This window comes from Microbacterium oleivorans (assembly GCF_013389665.1).
Taxonomy (GTDB): Bacteria; Actinomycetota; Actinomycetes; order Actinomycetales; family Microbacteriaceae; genus Microbacterium; species Microbacterium oleivorans_C.
This window is the reverse complement of record NZ_CP058316.1, coordinates 741,435-755,406: the sequence shown is the minus strand read 5'-3', so window position 1 is coordinate 755,406 and position 13,972 is coordinate 741,435. Positions and strand designations below refer to the sequence as shown.

The window sequence follows — 13,972 nt, the reverse complement described above, 5'->3', positions numbered from 1 at the left end:
GCCGGACGGGCATACCCTGAAACGGTGACCGCCCCCGACGTCCTCCGCTACACGGCCTTCAGCTCCCGACCCGGCGGGGGCAATCCCGCCGGCGTCGTCCTCGACGCGGCTGAGCTCCCGGATGCCGACATGCAACGCATCGCCGCTCAGATCGACTACGCCGAGACCGCGTTCGTCACCGGCATCACCGGGGACGGTGCGCGGACGGTGCGCTACTTCTCGCCGATCGCCGAGGTGCCGTTCTGCGGGCACGCGACGATCGCGACCGCCGTCGCGCTCGCCGAGCGCGGCGGGGTCGGCCCCGACGGGACGGTGCGGTTCGCGACGGCAGTCGGTCCGGTCTCGATTCGGGTGTCGAGTGATGGGGAGGGCATCCGGGCGGCGTTCACGAGTGTCGAGCCGTCGGTGCGGGGCCTTCCCGCATCCGACCTCGAGGCGATCCTTCGTCTGCTTGCGCTCGATCCCTCGGCGCTCGATGTCGCGCTGCCCCCGCGCATCACCGACGCCGGCAATCCGCATCCGGTCGTCGCCATCGCCGACCGGGGCGTTTTCGACTGCTTCACATTCGACCCGGCCGCGGTACGCGCCCTGATGGATCGGCGGCGCTGGCCCGCCACCATCGCGGTGGTGCACCGAACGGCATCCGACCGGTTCGCCGCGCGCAATCTCTTTCCCGTCGGCCGGATCACCGAGGACCCCGCGACCGGGTCGGCCGCCGCGGCCCTCGGAGCCTATCTGCGCTCGGTGGATGCGGTGCCGTTGCCGTCGCGGATCGTCATCGCGCAGGGGGAGCATGTCGGTCGGCCGGGGGAGTTGACCGTCGACATCCCTGCGAGCGGAGGGATCGTGGTGTCAGGGCACGCGGTGGCCATCGGGTGACGCCGGGGAGGCTGATCCGCCAGCGGTGTCACGCAGAGACCGCGCCATCTGCTTGAGGGCGCGGAACGTCGCGACCTGTGCGGCGTCGTCGAGCCGCGACAGCATGCGGACCTCGACCGAGCGGACCGCGGCCGTCGCCGCCGCGAGGCGCTCACGTCCGCGTGCGGTCAGCTCGGTCGGCAGCGCCTTCCCGCCGACGGGCAGCTCTGCGCGGGTCACCTCGCCGTCGCGTTCGAGCGCGTGCAGCAGCACGTTCATGCTCTGCCGGGTGACGAAGGTGCCGCGGGCGAGCTCGGAGTTGGACAGCCCCGGGCGCTGAGCGAGCAGCTCGAGGCAGGAGTAGTGGGTGATGTTCATCCCGAGGGGGCGCAGCACCTCCTCCATCGCCGAGCGCAGGGCGCTGGACACCTCCTTGACGAGATACCCCAGCGAGCTGTCGAGATCGATCGCAGTCTGATCTTGACTCATGTCAGTATTCTGACATATGGTCGGCGTGTCATAAAACTGACATCGAAAGGATGCAGCACATGCCCGCGACGGGTCCCGATTTCATTTCTCTGCAGGTGCGCGACCTCGCCGCTGCGCAGGCCTTCTACGAGCGATATCTCGGGCTCGTGCGCTCGCCCGTCGGTCCGCCGCACGCGGTCGTGTTCGCGACGTCGCCCATCGCCTTCGCGCTGCGCGACCTGGTGCCCGGTACCGACCTTGCCGCCATCGCGCAGCCCGGTCTCGGTGTCGCGCTGTGGCTGCACGCGACCGGCGTCCAAGACATCCACGATGCTCTCGTCGGCGACGGCCACCGGATCATCACGGCCCCGTTCGACGGTCCGTTCGGGCGCACGTTCACCTTCGCCGATGTCGACGGCTATCACGTCACGGTGCACGACCGGGGGTGACGGGCCATGCAGCTGCCGGCGTGCGGCGACGAATCGGCGTCCGCAGTCATCGCTGCTAGCGTCGCGTCATGCAGAAGTGGTGGGCGAGGATCGCCGCGAGCTCGGCGGCGACGCCGTTCGGGGTCATCGTGATGCAGTCGGTCGTCTGGGTCGGCATGTCGGCCGTGTGGATCTCGTGGTCGCTGAGCGACCCCGATCCGCTGCGGCTTCTGCTCGCCGTGCTCTCGCCGCTCCTGGCGTTCTACTGGGTGGTGGCGCTGCTGGTCGGCATCCAGCGTCGCCGCGCCGCGCGCGCCGATCGCGACCGCGGCGCGCTCGGCTGACGGCGCGGGTAGTCAGCCCTCGCTGTCGTCGAGCACGACGATCGCGCGGCGAGTGACGGACCGACGACCCGCGAGGAACGCGAGGGCGATCAGCCCGACGACGAGGGTGACGATCCCGCCCCACATCTGCGGGCTGACGAATGTCACGGCCGGCGTGAAGACCGCGTTCGAGATGGGCTGGTAGGCGAACCAGCCGAACGAGGCAGGCTGCGTCGCCCTGACCAGCTGAATCACGGTGATGACCACGCCGGTGACGGCGAGGAGCGCCGCCGCACCCCAGGCGATGCGCTCGATTCGTGGCATCCGCGGCACGGGACCCGACCCGCCGTCAGTCATCGGCGGGTTGCCCGCGTGACTTCCGCTGCGCGACGGCGTTGACCCCGCCGCCGCTCACGTCCTGATCGTCGGCCATGGTCATCGCCCTCCGAATCGGCGCTCGAGGGCGGCGCCGGCGTTGCTGCCGGCGAGGAAGTCGCGGGCCTTCGCCGCCACCGCGGCGACGCCGTCGTCGCCGAACGCATCGAGGAGGGCGTCGTTGATGGATGCCTCCGCTTTCGCGACACGAGGCCGCAGCTTCTGGCCGTCGGCGGTCAGCTCGAGCAGTACCTCGCGCCGGTCCGTGGGATTGTCGACGCGGTCGACGATGCCGCGCCTGACGAGGGAGTCGACGAGTCGGCTCGGGCTCCCCGTCTCGCAGACGAGGAGCTCTCCCAGTCCTTTGAGTGTGAGAGGACCGCGCTCGCCCAGGACCGTGATCACTTCCGCCTGAGAGGGGGTGACGTCCAGAGGCTTCAGCTGGGCGGCGAGCAGCCGGTTCCCTTCGCGCTGCGCGGCGAGGATCGCATAGCGCAGCTCTGCCGCCGTCGTCGACCTCGTCGTGGACCTCGTCGCCGTCCTCGTCATGAACTGTGCGGCCTTCCGGATCGCGGGTCGTGATGCACGACGCAGCGCAGCGGGCAGACGTCGTCTCGTGCGGACGATCGTAACAGGGCGTGACGGCGCAATGCATGTCGCGTCATGAACCGGATCCGCCAGAAATGGCTTGACAGACATGAAGAGCCTGATGAGTATTACGTCAATCCATGACGCGACACGGAATGTCGTACTATCTGAAGGAGCAACATGATTCCCGACAGTGTGAACTCGAGAGAAGGGTCCGATGCCGCGTTCGCGCCGGTCTCCGACGTCATCGCCGAGGTGGCACGAGGTGGTGTCGTCGTGATCGTCGACGACGAAGATCGTGAGAACGAGGGCGACCTCGTGGTCGCCGCCGAGTTCGCCACCGCTGAGGTGGTCAACTTCATGATCACGCACGGTCGCGGCCTCGTCTGCGTCTCGCTCACACCGGAGCGAGCTGCCGAGCTCGGGCTGACGCCCATGGTCCAGAGCAACGCCGACGTCCACGCCACCGCTTTCACCGTGAGCGTCGACGGTGCCCCCGAGCGCGGCGTGACGACAGGCATCTCGGCGCACGAGCGTGCGCGGACGATTCAGCTGCTGCTGCACGGCACCGCATCCGACCTGCGATCGCCGGGGCATATGTTCCCGCTCATCGCACGCCCGGGCGGCACCCTCGAACGCCCGGGGCACACCGAGGCATCCGTGGACCTGGCACGTCTCGCAGGCCTCGCGCCCGCCGGGGTCATCGTCGAGATCGTCGGCGACGACGGCCGGATGCTGCGCCGCGACGGTCTCGTTCGGTTCGCACGGCGTCACGGACTGCTGATGTCGACGATCGGCGCGCTTTCCGCGCATCTGGCCGACGATCCGCGGGTGCACGCATGAGCTCGCGGATGCTTCGTGCCGGGGGAGCGGTCTACTTCCGTCACATCGTCGGGCAAAGTCTGACGACGGCGCGCGGGCTCGATCATCTCCGGGCGCACGGAGCGTTCGTGCTGGTGTGCAACCACACGAGCTACCTCGACCACTTCGTTCTCACTTTCGCCCTCGAGGCGATGCGCGAGGGTGGCTGGTGGTTTCTGACCAAGAAGGAGAGCTTCGACGATCCGCTCGCTCGGCGGTGGACCCGCGCCTGGAACGGCATCCCCGTCGACCGTGAACGCATGGAAACCCAGACCGTTCGCGAGGTCCGCCGGCGGCTCGGGGAGGGTGATGTCGTCTGCGTGTATCCGGAGGGAACCCGAGGAAGCGACTCGAGGCGGATGCGGGCGTTCCGACCGGGTGCTTTCCACTTCGCGGTGAGCGAGGGCGTGCCCATCGTCCCGGCGGTCATCGTCGGCGCCGAGGCGGTGCTCCCGAAGGGGCGGTTACGACCGCGGAAAGGGAGGATCGACCTGCAGATCGGGCCGCCGCTCACCGCCGACGCCGCTGGATCCCAGCGGGACCGCGCCGCCCGCCTCGCCGCCGTCTCTCGGGCATGGATGCAGTCGGCCCTCGACGAGGTCTGGACGCGGCGGGCGGGCGGCATCCTCGGCGAGATCGGGGTGCTCGAGCGAGTCGTCGATCTTCGTCGCCGGGGGATGCTCGTCGGTGCGCGACGCCGTTCGCTCGAACTCCTGATCCGCGGGGCGCTCACCGGCGTCCCGGTGTCGGAGCCGGAGCCGCCCGGAGTCTGGCCGCGCAGTCGCGTCCGCGCGTTGCTGTCGGACCGGCGGAACACCGCATGACTCCCGACATCGCGGACGCGTCGGGAGTTCGCATCGTCCTGGAGGGCCGCGCCCGGTTGCGGTGGGCGCGCGCGGAGGCGTCGCGGTGGCGTCTGGTCGAGATCTGGCCGTCGGAACGGGAACGGCGATCGCTGCAGCGCTCGCTCGCGCGAGGCCAGAAGGTCCTCGCCGTCCAGGGCGCGGCGGCAGTGGACGTCGACCTCCTCGATGAGGAGATCGCAGACGAGCACGCGGTCGCCCCATATCTGACGCAACGCGACCGTGGCGTGGCGACGGTGCGGCTCACCGCGTTGGACTGGGCGCCGGAATCCATCTCACGCGAGGCTCAGCAATTCATCGAGCAACAACGTCGCCTCCATCAGGCCGCTACCGGCGGGCGTGCCGCCGTGCTGACTCCGGCGCTCGGACGCCGACGCAATCTTCGCCTCGTCCATATCGATTCCCTCGATGTGGATCGGCTTTCCTCTGCCTGCGTGCAGCAGCTCGCCGAGCTGGCATTCCCGCACCCGTTTCATCACAGAAGGAGAAGATATGAACACGTACCGCGCCGAGAGGGACATCCAGGCGGATCCTGCGACGGTCGCATCGATCATCGTGAACATCGGTGAGCTTGCAGATTGGAATCCTGCGCTCATCGCGACGAGAACGAATGATCGGGTCGCGATCCTCGATCATCCCTATTCGGTGTCGACACGTATTCCCGGGCGAGCCACGCTCACCTATGTGCAGGCGAACGCGGACCGCATCGTCTGGCGATTGGAGGCCGGAGGGAGCGTGGAGACCGGGGAGTGGGATCTGTATCCACGGGGGCGCGAGACGCGGGTCGTTCACACGATGACGCACGGGGGCGCATTGTTCACGCTGATGCAGCGGGCGATGGCTCCGGTGCCCACCTGGCGCCTCGACCGGTTGCAGCAGCGGGCCGAAGCACGCGCATCATCGACCGGGATCTCGTGACGGCATCCGGGGGCCGTCGTCTGCCGGTGACCCGAGGAGGCCGGTCAGCGACGTGGCCCAGGGCTGGAGGCGCCTGGGCCACGTCACCGGCAGGTGTTGCTGTGCGTCAGTTCGCCGCGCGATACGCGTCGATGACAGCGGCGGGGACGCGGCCGCGGTCGTTCACCGTGTGACCGTTCGCTCGCGCCCACTCGCGGACGGCGCCGAGATCGAGGTGGCCCTTCGCGCGAGCAGGGCGCCCGCGCCGTGCGGCGCCGGAGCTCGCGCTGACAGAGCGTGCGACGTCGACATATGGAGCCAGTGCGTTGTAGAACTTGTCGGCGTTCCGGTTGGAGAGATCGATCTCGTAGGAGCGACCCTCGATCGAGAACGAGATCTGCTTTCCTTCACCGTCGTCGAGTACGGTGCCATCGAGATCGTCGATGAGCTGGGTTATCTGTTTGCGGGCCATACGCACACTTTATGCCCGCGGCCTTTTGGAATGCGATCCGGAGCCGATGTCCGTGGATGATTTGTTTTCATTCTGAGGATATGCATAGGGAGCATGCGTCAATGCGCCGGCCTCGACGGTCGATCAATCACTGTCAGCGGCGGCGGCGACGATTATTCCGGCAGCCAAGAGCGACAGGGCACCGGTTAGTTGGGTGAGGCTCAGCAGGAGAGCGTCCACACCGGTCGGCGCACGACGGAACGCCCCCTTCGCGGCACGGCTGCTCCCACAGGGAGTGGCTGAACCCCGCGAGATCGCGGACAAACTCGGCATCGCCGCTGTCTCGAGCGCGACCAGCGCGGCGGTATCAGCGCTTACCGAGCTCGCGATGAACGGTGCGTTTAGCTGACCGATCGCCGCAAGGGGTGTTTCTGCGTGCCGGTATCTCGGCTTAGATCAGGCGGCGATTGCCGGGGGTGCTCTCCGGTCCCTCGCTGAACGTAGAGGTGCCGGAAACGATCGTTCCCGACCTGTCATCGTTAGGTACTTGGTTTGCGGCGTGGAGCTCGCTACGCCGGGCGGTATCCCGGGTCCAAGTTGCTGCCGCCTGACCGGCGCCTGCTGTGGCGCTGCGCGCCAAGGGGGTAGACGCCTATCGATAAACGATCTATCGTTTATCGATACCTGATGAAGGAGCGCGATATGAACCGGACCCTGATCACCACCGCCAAGATCGTCTTCGCCGTACTTGCCCTCATCGGGCTCGCGCTACAGCTCTTCATCATCCCCGCGAACGTCACCGGCCTCGCCAGCGCCTACGCGGAAGTCGCCAGCATCGCGCCGGTCATCATCGGGTGGGGCGCCTTCGTCATCGCCTGCAGTCAGGCAGCGCTCGTCGTCACGTGGCGCTTGCTCGATCTTGTGCGCGATGACAGCATCTTCACGACCGACGCCTTTACGTGGGTGCGCGCACTGACGTGGTGCCCCGCCGCGATCGGGCTCAGCACCCTCGCAATGTTCGTTGTGCTCAACGCCGCGCACGTCACGCCGCCGGCGCTGATGCTCGGCATGCTCGCCGCGATAGGAGTCAGTGTCGCGACGACGTTGATCCTGGCCGTGCTGTTCGCGCTGCTGCAGCAGTCCGCCACCATGAGACACGACCTCGCGGAGGTCATCTGATGCCGATCCTCGTCGACATCGACCGGCTCATGGACGAGCGCGGCATGACCGTCGCTGAATTGTCCGCGCTGATAGGAATCACGCCAGCGAACCTTGCCGTGCTTAAGAACGGTCGCGCGAAGGCCGTCCGCTTCTCCACGCTCTCTGCGCTCTGTGAGGCGCTCGACTGTCAGCCCGGCGACATACTCCGATACGACAACGCCCCGGCCGAATCTGAAGACCCAGCCCGGGCGTCGGCGACGATCGCGCGTTAGACGGTGCTCGGGTTCATCCGCGTTGTCTGAATGTTGAAGATAGTCTTTGGGGCGTTGGAGTCGAGCGAGTCGGTGGCCTTCCCGACGACTTCGGGGCCAGCCCTCCAAGAGCCGGTCGCGGACGACGCGTTCGAGCACGTCGTACCGGTCACAGCCGAACCACCGCGGGTCCACCAGAAGCAGACTGTGATGATGCGCTGGCCGCTGTAGACGTTCGCGGCCGCCTTCCCCACGCCTCTGTAGGTGACGTAGGCGTATTCTTCCGCGTAGGCATAGCTCGAGCCCCATGACGCCATAGGCGTAATGGTCCCCAGGGGAATGTCGGTCGGGTGATTCATGCCGACGAGCTCGCCGCCGTAATACGACCACCTCGCCGACGGGCACGGGCGCCGGGACTAGGCCTGGGTCCAGTTCGGTGGAAGGCAGAAGCCGCGCTCGGCAGCGCGGTGACGGCTAGCAAGGTGGCGAGCATACTTGCAGCGATGGGCAATTTTTCACGGAGAGTCCCCCTCAGATTTGATTGGGGGACACAGTGAACCAAGATCGCGGTTAGTACAACATGTTTTCGCGTCACATGTGGAGGTGCGCGACGCCGTTTTGCCGCCGACGACCATCTGAGGGGCGGGCCGCTGACCGTTGTTTCCGGCGCGGCGAGCCGGGAGGGTAACCGAAGAACGAGCACACCGCTAAGGGTGCGATGATCGAACATCCGCGGCCACGAATTATCCGTTTGGATGCCGCGCTGCCGTGCTGCCGCGCTGCCCGCAGCGAGCTGGCGGCATGAGTGACCAGGACGCTGGCCGTCACTCAACTTGCCCGTGAAGCGGGCGCCGCGGCGGTATCGCTGGCAAACCCTGCGGACCCAGGGGCGTCGAAAACGATGGGTTTCGACCCTGTTTCAGAGGTGGGCCCCGTGGGGCTCGAACCCACGACCCGCGGATTAAAAGTCCGATGCTCTACCGACTGAGCTAGAGGCCCTGAGTCTCCCAGCTTAGTGGCGGATCGGAGGCGCGCGAGCCGCGCCGCATCAGCCGCCCGGGCACGACAAAGCGGCCGGTGTGCTCGCACCGGCCGCCTCGCCTCGGCCACGGAGTCAACCGAGGCCGTGCCGCGGGGAACCCCTCACCGCGGCTGTTCGGGTCACATCGGGGGCATCAGCACCGTGTCGATGAGGTAAACGGTCGCGTTGGCGGTCTCGACGCCACCGCAGATGACAGCGGCGCTGTCGTTGACCATGATGTTGTCGCCCGATCCGCTGACCGTGACCTCCGCACCGTTCACGGTCGCGTGGGTGCCGTCGATGTCGTCCGGAGCGATCTGGCCGGGGACGACGTGGTAGGTGAGGATCGAGGTCAGGAGAGCGGAATCCGTCTTGAGCGTCTCGATGGTGGCGGGGTCGATCTTCGCGAAGGCGTCGTCGACCGGCGCGAACACGGTGAACTCGTCACCGTTGAGCGTGTCGACGAGGTTCACGTCGGGGTTGAGCTGTCCGCTGACCGCCGCCGTGAGGGTGGTGAGGATCGGGTTGTTCGACGCTGCGACGGCAACCGGGTCCTGCGACATGCCCTCGACCGAACCGGCGCCGTCCGGAACGGCGGCCGCGTAGTCGGCACAGCCGGCGCCGACGAGGTTGGCGGCCGGGTCCATCGTGGCGTCGGGCTCGGCGGTCTCCATGGGAGCGGCCGACGAGGGCGCCGTGGTCTCCTCGGTCATCGAGGAGCCCGAGTCCGACGAGCAGGCCGACAGCGCGAGCGCGCCGGCGAAGCCGAGGGCCAGGGCAGCAGTGAACTTCTTCTTGGTGCTGAGCATGATTGCCTCCGTGTGTTCTCCGCCGTGGGTCCGTCCCCGGCGTCATGGGTTCTTCGGAGACCCCCCGGGAACGGATCGGAAAAAGTTCGAGAATCTCGGTGAATGAGCTTCCTGGCCGCCGACAGGGGTCCAACGCATAGGAGGTGTGCGGGACCGGCGTCCGGACCACCGGTGGTGACGGTGGCCGGTTCAGGTAGAGAACCGGTAACAGGTCGCCGTGCAATCCGGGAACCAGACCGCGCATGCGGCATGCTGGTAACGATGGTCATCGATGGAATGGACGTGCCCGAGGACGGGCCGCCGACGGATCACGTCGCGGAGCTGATCCAGCGCTGCGCCGACGGCGACCACAGCGCCTTCACGCAGCTGTACGACACGCTCTCGGCACGCGCTTTCGGACTCATCCTGCGGGTGCTGGTCGACCGGGCCCAGAGCGAAGAAGTGCTGCAGGAGGTATTCCTCGAAGTGTGGCAATCCGCTTCAGCGTTCACTCCGAAGAAGGGGCAAGGAAGGTCGTGGGTCCTCACGATCGCCCACCGCCGAGCGGTCGACCGGGTCCGGTCGTCGCAGGCGAGCAGCGATCGGGATGTGCGCGCGGGCTACCGTGAGATGGCGTCGCAGCCCGAAGGCGTCGCCGAGCAAGTGGAGCTTCGCATCGAAGGACGGCGCGTCGCTCGGGCTCTCAGCTCTCTACCCGAGGCGCAACGAGAGGCCATCACCCTCGCCTATTACGGGGGATACAGTCAAAGCGAGATCGCAGCGCTGGTGGGGGCGCCGCTCGGAACGATCAAGACCCGCATGCGAGACGGTTTGTCTCGACTGCGCGGGGCAATGGGGGTGACATCGTGAACGAACAGACATTCGCCGAACTCTCGGCCGGGTACGCCCTCGGCGCGCTGTCGCCGGAAGACGAGATCGCCTACCGCGAAGCGCTCGACGCGCACCCCGAGTGGACCGTGCTCACCACGGTCGACGCGGACACCGCATCGTTCCTCGCGGAAGGCGTCGAAGAGGTGGCGCCGCCGGCCCACCTTCGCGCCGACCTGCTCTCACGCATCGGCGCTCCCGCAGGTCAGAGCAGTCCCGCAGCGGACGCCGCCGTCGTGACGGATGCCGCTGCCGATGCGGCCCGCGATCAGGATGCCGCCGACGCGGACGACGAGCTCGACGACGACGACCCGCGCGCCGCGGCATCCGGCTATTCGGTCGGCTCGCCCGCGACCGAGCAGCTGCAGACGGTGGAGCGCCGGAACTGGACACGGAGCCTGTTCGCGCTCACGGCCTCGATCGCGCTGCTGGTCGGCATCGGCTGGGGAGTGGGGACGCTCACCTCAGACATGCGGGCACCGAGTGCCGAGAGCGTGCTGGCCCAGATTCAGCAGGCATCCGAATCGCACTCGAACACCGCCGAGCTCGCGGACGGCGGAGAGGCCACGGTCTACTGGTCACCCGAGGTCGAGGGCGTCGTGCTCGTGGCCGACGGATTGCCCGAGATCGACGACAGCCAGTCGTACGAGGCATGGTTCGTCCGCGGCGAGGCTCCGATCCCGGCGGGGGCGTTCGAGTCGAGCGACGGCTCGGCCGCGATGCTCCTCGAGGGTGAGATGCACGCAGAGGACGTCATCGCCCTCACCATCGAGCAGAGCGGCGGGTCGCCCAGCGGCCTGCCCACCACCGACCCGATCGTCGCCATCCCGACGAACGCCTGACTGCCCACCCCGTTATCCGGCAGCGGAACGGCCGACCCTCCTCCGGGTCGGCCGTTCTGTCGTACCGGCGCGGCGGAGCGGGGAGGGTCGGGGTCGGCGAGGACATCTGGCATTCGCCGGATCGCAGCCGCGGCATCCGCCCTCGGCTCGCGTGATCCGCTCAGCCCGCGGGGCCGCGGCGGCGTGGCTCGCGCATGGACGCGCGCGGGATCGCTCTGTTCGCGGTGCGCGAGCGTTCGCCGGCTGAGCCCGCGGCTCGCCTAGCCTGGAACGATGACGGACGGTTCCCGGGACTATCACAAGCCCGTTCGGCGACCCGCCGACGAGTTCGACCGCCACTTCGCCGGTGAGGATCCCGCGGAGGTCTCGCGGGTCGCGCACGCCACAGCCGGCGCGCTGCTCTCGCGCGTCCGCGAGGACCCGAGCGATGCGGTGGTCGATCGTCTCGTCGGGTTCACCGCCGAGCACGGCATCGACACGGTCGCCGAGCTGTGGTCGCGGTCACCGGCCAGATCGCTGCCCGGGGCCCTGTGGCGGCTGTACCTGCTGCAGCTGATGATCCACCGCGACGCCGGCACCGCGGCTCTGCTGTACGAGCGCGGACGCGTCGTGCTGCGCTCGGCCGACGAGGTGATCGCCGGCGCGCCGACACCCGCAGGCCCGGACGAGCTCGTCGCCCTCATCGACACGATCATGCGCGGTGTGTTCCGCGGAGACTTCGCGGTCGCGTTGGAGCGCGCGGCGTCTTTCTGCCGGGTCCAGTCGGCCGGCGCGACCTCGGTCGCCGACGATCACGACGCCAGCGAGCCGCACCAGTCGTCCGCGCTGACGGCACGCGCACTGCGCCTCAGCACCTACGCCGACGACCTCGCCGCGTGCGCGGGGCTGTGGCGGCGCGAGACGCTGACCTGAGAGCCGACCCGCAAGGGCCGAGACAAGAAAGTGCCGGGCCGCAGAACGCCTCTCGGCGCGTGGCCGCTCGGAGCGGCTGAAGATGGAGCCCGGGGTTACTGCGGCCCGGCATACACAGTCTAACGGAGGCCCGGCGGTGGGCATTCCCGGTGGGCACCAAATCGGATGCCGCGACGCAGCCCGCGTGCCCGGGGTCGTAGGCTCGCCCCATGGCCCTGCGTTTCGCGCTGATGATCGACCCTCTCGCCGCCGATGAGACGAACTCCGAGCTTCGTTCGACGTTCACGGCGGTCGACCCCGCGGCTCCCGCGCTGACGGTCGGCGAGCTCAGCACCCAGCGCGGCGACGGGATCTTCGAGTCGATCGGCGTCGTCGACGGGCACCCGCAGGAGGTCGAAGCCCACCTCGACCGGCTCGCGCACTCGGCGGAGCTGTGCGATCTTCCGGCACCCCACATCGACCAGTGGCGCGAGGCGGTCGCGATCGCCGCCGCCGAGTGCGGTCCCGGCGAGGGGGTCGTCAAGCTCATCCTGAGCCGGGGCGTCGAACACGGGCCGACCCCCACCGCGTGGGCGACCGCGGCGTCGGCCGCCGACTTCACCGCGGTGCGCCGTGACGGCATCCGCGTGGTGACCCTCGACCGCGGGTACGCGATCGACGCGCCGGCGCGTGCCCCGTGGCTGCTCCTGGGCGCCAAGACGCTCTCGTATGCCGTGAACATGGCCGCGCTCCGCGAGGCGCACCGGCGCGATGCCGACGATGCGGTCTTCCTCAGCTCGGACGGGTTCGTGCTCGAGGCGCCCACGGCGTCGCTCATCCTGCGGCGAGGAGACACCTTCGTCACGCCCGCGCCGAACGGGGGCATCCTGCATGGGACGACCCAGTTGAGCCTGTTCGACCACCTCGCCGCGCGCGGGTTCGAGACCGGCTACGAGACCATCCCCGTCGACGAGCTGCGAGGCGCGGATGCGGCCTGGTTGGTCTCGAGTGTCCGACTCGCGGCGCCGGTGCGTGAGATCGACGGCGTCGCGGTCGACGTCGACCCCGAGTTCACCGCATCCCTCAACGACTACCTGCTCTCACCGCGCGACTGACGCAGCCCCGCATCGACGCCGAAACGTCGCAGCGGCAACGACCGCGCGCCGGTGGAGCAAGCTCACACCGGCGCGCCGTGTCGTGCACCTGATCCCGCATGACGAGCACGCGGGAACGGATCATCCGAAGCGTCCCGAGACGTAGTCCTCGGTGGCCTGGACCGACGGCGTCGTGAAGATCGACTTGGTCTCGTCGTACTCGATGAGCTTTCCGGGCTTGCCGGTGCCGGCGATGTTGAAGAACGCGGTCTTGTCGGAGACGCGCGAGGCCTGCTGCATGTTGTGGGTGACGATCACGATCGTGTACTCCTGCTTGAGCTCCTGGATGAGCTCCTCGATCGCGAACGTCGAGATCGGGTCGAGGGCCGAGCAGGGCTCGTCCATGAGGAGCACGTCGGGGGAGACGGCGATCGCGCGGGCGATGCAGAGGCGCTGCTGCTGGCCGCCCGAGAGGCCGGAGCCCGGCTTCTCGAGACGGTCCTTGACCTCGTTCCACAGGTTCGCCCCGCGCAGCGACGACTCGACGAGCGCGTCGGCGTCGGACTTCGAGATGCGCTTGTTGTTCAGTTTGACGCCCGCCAGCACGTTCTCGCGGATGGACATGGTCGGGAACGGGTTGGGCCGCTGGAAGACCATGCCGATCTGGCGGCGCACGAGCACCGGGTCGACGCCGGGGCCGTACAGGTCGTCGCCGTCGAGCAGCACGCTGCCCTCGACGCGTCCGCCGGGAATGACCTCGTGCATGCGGTTGAGGGTGCGCAGGAAGGTGGACTTGCCGCAGCCCGAGGGGCCGATGAAGGCCGTCACGCTGCGCGGCTCGATGTGGAGGGAGACGCCTTCGACGGCCAGGAAGTCGCTGTAGTAGACGTTGAGGTCGTTGACTTCGATGCTCTTTGACACGGG

20 protein-coding genes and 1 tRNA gene are annotated in these 13,972 nt (G+C 68.3%); 13 read left to right on the top strand and 8 right to left on the bottom strand.

Annotated features, from left to right (window positions below; translation table 11 throughout):
- Positions 1-24: 24 nt before the first annotated feature.
- Positions 25-879, top strand: coding sequence for a PhzF family phenazine biosynthesis protein (locus tag HW566_RS03755; RefSeq protein ID WP_178010546.1), 855 nt, complete (start codon positions 25-27; stop codon positions 877-879).
- Here the strand turns inward: HW566_RS03755 and HW566_RS03750 are convergent.
- Positions 853-1,347 carry a MarR family winged helix-turn-helix transcriptional regulator gene (locus HW566_RS03750; RefSeq protein WP_178010544.1) on the bottom strand — a complete coding sequence of 165 codons (495 nt, stop codon included), beginning with the start codon at positions 1,345-1,347 and terminating at the stop codon, positions 853-855. The genes HW566_RS03755 and HW566_RS03750 overlap by 27 nt on opposite strands.
- A gap of 59 nt (positions 1,348-1,406) precedes the next feature.
- Here HW566_RS03750 and HW566_RS03745 point away from each other — a divergent pair, with 59 nt between their 5' ends.
- Both HW566_RS03745 and HW566_RS03740 read left to right on the top strand, forming a co-directional pair.
- Positions 1,407-1,775, top strand: coding sequence for a VOC family protein (locus HW566_RS03745; protein ID WP_178010542.1), 369 nt, complete (start codon positions 1,407-1,409; stop codon positions 1,773-1,775).
- A 68-nt stretch (positions 1,776-1,843) separates the two neighbouring features.
- On the top strand, positions 1,844-2,098 hold the full coding sequence (locus HW566_RS03740) for a hypothetical protein (protein WP_178010540.1): 255 nt from the start codon (positions 1,844-1,846) through the stop codon (positions 2,096-2,098).
- 12 nt (positions 2,099-2,110) lie between these two features.
- On the opposite strand, the gene HW566_RS03735 is transcribed toward HW566_RS03740, so the two are convergent.
- Together HW566_RS03735 and HW566_RS03730 are read right to left on the bottom strand one after the other, a co-directional pair.
- On the bottom strand, positions 2,111-2,401 hold the full coding sequence (locus HW566_RS03735) for a hypothetical protein (RefSeq protein ID WP_178010539.1): 291 nt from the start codon (positions 2,399-2,401) through the stop codon (positions 2,111-2,113).
- Between the two features lie 111 nt (positions 2,402-2,512).
- Entirely contained in the window at positions 2,513-3,001 is a 489-nt protein-coding gene (locus tag HW566_RS03730) for a MarR family winged helix-turn-helix transcriptional regulator (RefSeq protein ID WP_178010537.1), read from the bottom strand.
- Positions 3,002-3,220: 219 nt separating this feature from the next.
- On the opposite strand from HW566_RS03730, the gene ribB reads away from it, so the two are divergent.
- From ribB to HW566_RS03710, 4 genes are read left to right on the top strand one after another with little or no spacing between them, the layout of a single operon-like run.
- Positions 3,221-3,883, top strand: coding sequence for a 3,4-dihydroxy-2-butanone-4-phosphate synthase (ribB, locus tag HW566_RS03725; RefSeq protein WP_178010535.1), 663 nt, complete (start codon positions 3,221-3,223; stop codon positions 3,881-3,883).
- Entirely contained in the window at positions 3,880-4,725 is an 846-nt protein-coding gene (locus HW566_RS03720) for a lysophospholipid acyltransferase family protein (RefSeq protein ID WP_178010533.1), read from the top strand. Before ribB ends, HW566_RS03720 begins: the two co-directional genes overlap by 4 nt.
- Positions 4,722-5,333 (top strand): hypothetical protein, encoded by a 612-nt coding sequence (locus tag HW566_RS03715; RefSeq protein ID WP_178010531.1) that lies wholly within the window; start codon positions 4,722-4,724, stop codon positions 5,331-5,333. Before HW566_RS03720 ends, HW566_RS03715 begins: the two co-directional genes overlap by 4 nt.
- Positions 5,257-5,682 (top strand): SRPBCC family protein, encoded by a 426-nt coding sequence (locus HW566_RS03710; protein ID WP_178010529.1) that lies wholly within the window; start codon positions 5,257-5,259, stop codon positions 5,680-5,682. The genes HW566_RS03715 and HW566_RS03710 overlap by 77 nt, the downstream gene beginning before the upstream one ends.
- Positions 5,683-5,788: 106 nt before the next feature.
- Here HW566_RS03710 and HW566_RS03705 read toward each other — a convergent pair whose 3' ends face one another.
- Positions 5,789-6,133 carry a histone-like nucleoid-structuring protein Lsr2 gene (locus HW566_RS03705; RefSeq protein WP_178010528.1) on the bottom strand — a complete coding sequence of 115 codons (345 nt, stop codon included), beginning with the start codon at positions 6,131-6,133 and terminating at the stop codon, positions 5,789-5,791.
- 681 nt (positions 6,134-6,814) lie between these two features.
- Between HW566_RS03705 and HW566_RS03700 the strand changes: the two genes are divergently transcribed.
- Complete coding sequence (locus HW566_RS03700) at positions 6,815-7,291, top strand: DUF2975 domain-containing protein (protein ID WP_178010526.1); 477 nt, start codon at positions 6,815-6,817, stop codon at positions 7,289-7,291.
- Positions 7,291-7,545, top strand: a complete 255-nt coding sequence (locus HW566_RS03695) for a helix-turn-helix domain-containing protein (RefSeq protein ID WP_178010524.1) — start codon at positions 7,291-7,293, stop codon at positions 7,543-7,545. The genes HW566_RS03700 and HW566_RS03695 overlap by 1 nt, the downstream gene beginning before the upstream one ends.
- Here the strand turns inward: HW566_RS03695 and HW566_RS03690 are convergent.
- The 3 genes from HW566_RS03690 to HW566_RS03680 form a co-directional block, all read right to left on the bottom strand.
- Positions 7,542-7,841, bottom strand: coding sequence for a hypothetical protein (locus tag HW566_RS03690; RefSeq protein ID WP_178010522.1), 300 nt, complete (start codon positions 7,839-7,841; stop codon positions 7,542-7,544). The genes HW566_RS03695 and HW566_RS03690 overlap by 4 nt on opposite strands.
- A gap of 609 nt (positions 7,842-8,450) precedes the next feature.
- Positions 8,451-8,523 (bottom strand) — tRNA-Lys (locus HW566_RS03685).
- A gap of 162 nt (positions 8,524-8,685) precedes the next feature.
- Positions 8,686-9,354 carry a fasciclin domain-containing protein gene (locus tag HW566_RS03680; protein ID WP_178010520.1) on the bottom strand — a complete coding sequence of 223 codons (669 nt, stop codon included), beginning with the start codon at positions 9,352-9,354 and terminating at the stop codon, positions 8,686-8,688.
- A gap of 249 nt (positions 9,355-9,603) precedes the next feature.
- Between HW566_RS03680 and sigK the strand changes: the two genes are divergently transcribed.
- From sigK to HW566_RS03660, 4 genes are all read left to right on the top strand, one after another.
- The gene (gene sigK, locus HW566_RS03675) at positions 9,604-10,203 is read left to right on the top strand and encodes an ECF RNA polymerase sigma factor SigK (protein WP_178010518.1); all 600 of its coding nucleotides are present in this window, start codon (positions 9,604-9,606) and stop codon (positions 10,201-10,203) included.
- Positions 10,200-11,063, top strand: coding sequence for an anti-sigma factor (locus tag HW566_RS03670; RefSeq protein ID WP_178010516.1), 864 nt, complete (start codon positions 10,200-10,202; stop codon positions 11,061-11,063). Before sigK ends, HW566_RS03670 begins: the two co-directional genes overlap by 4 nt.
- 273 nt (positions 11,064-11,336) lie before the next feature.
- Positions 11,337-11,975, top strand: coding sequence for a DNA-directed RNA polymerase subunit beta (locus tag HW566_RS03665; protein ID WP_178010514.1), 639 nt, complete (start codon positions 11,337-11,339; stop codon positions 11,973-11,975).
- Positions 11,976-12,184: 209 nt separating this feature from the next.
- The gene (locus HW566_RS03660; protein WP_178010512.1) at positions 12,185-13,069 is read left to right on the top strand and encodes an aminodeoxychorismate lyase; all 885 of its coding nucleotides are present in this window, start codon (positions 12,185-12,187) and stop codon (positions 13,067-13,069) included.
- A gap of 120 nt (positions 13,070-13,189) precedes the next feature.
- On the opposite strand, the gene pstB is transcribed toward HW566_RS03660, so the two are convergent.
- Complete coding sequence (pstB, locus tag HW566_RS03655) at positions 13,190-13,969, bottom strand: phosphate ABC transporter ATP-binding protein PstB (protein WP_178010511.1); 780 nt, start codon at positions 13,967-13,969, stop codon at positions 13,190-13,192.
- Between the last annotated feature and the right edge of the window lie 3 nt (positions 13,970-13,972).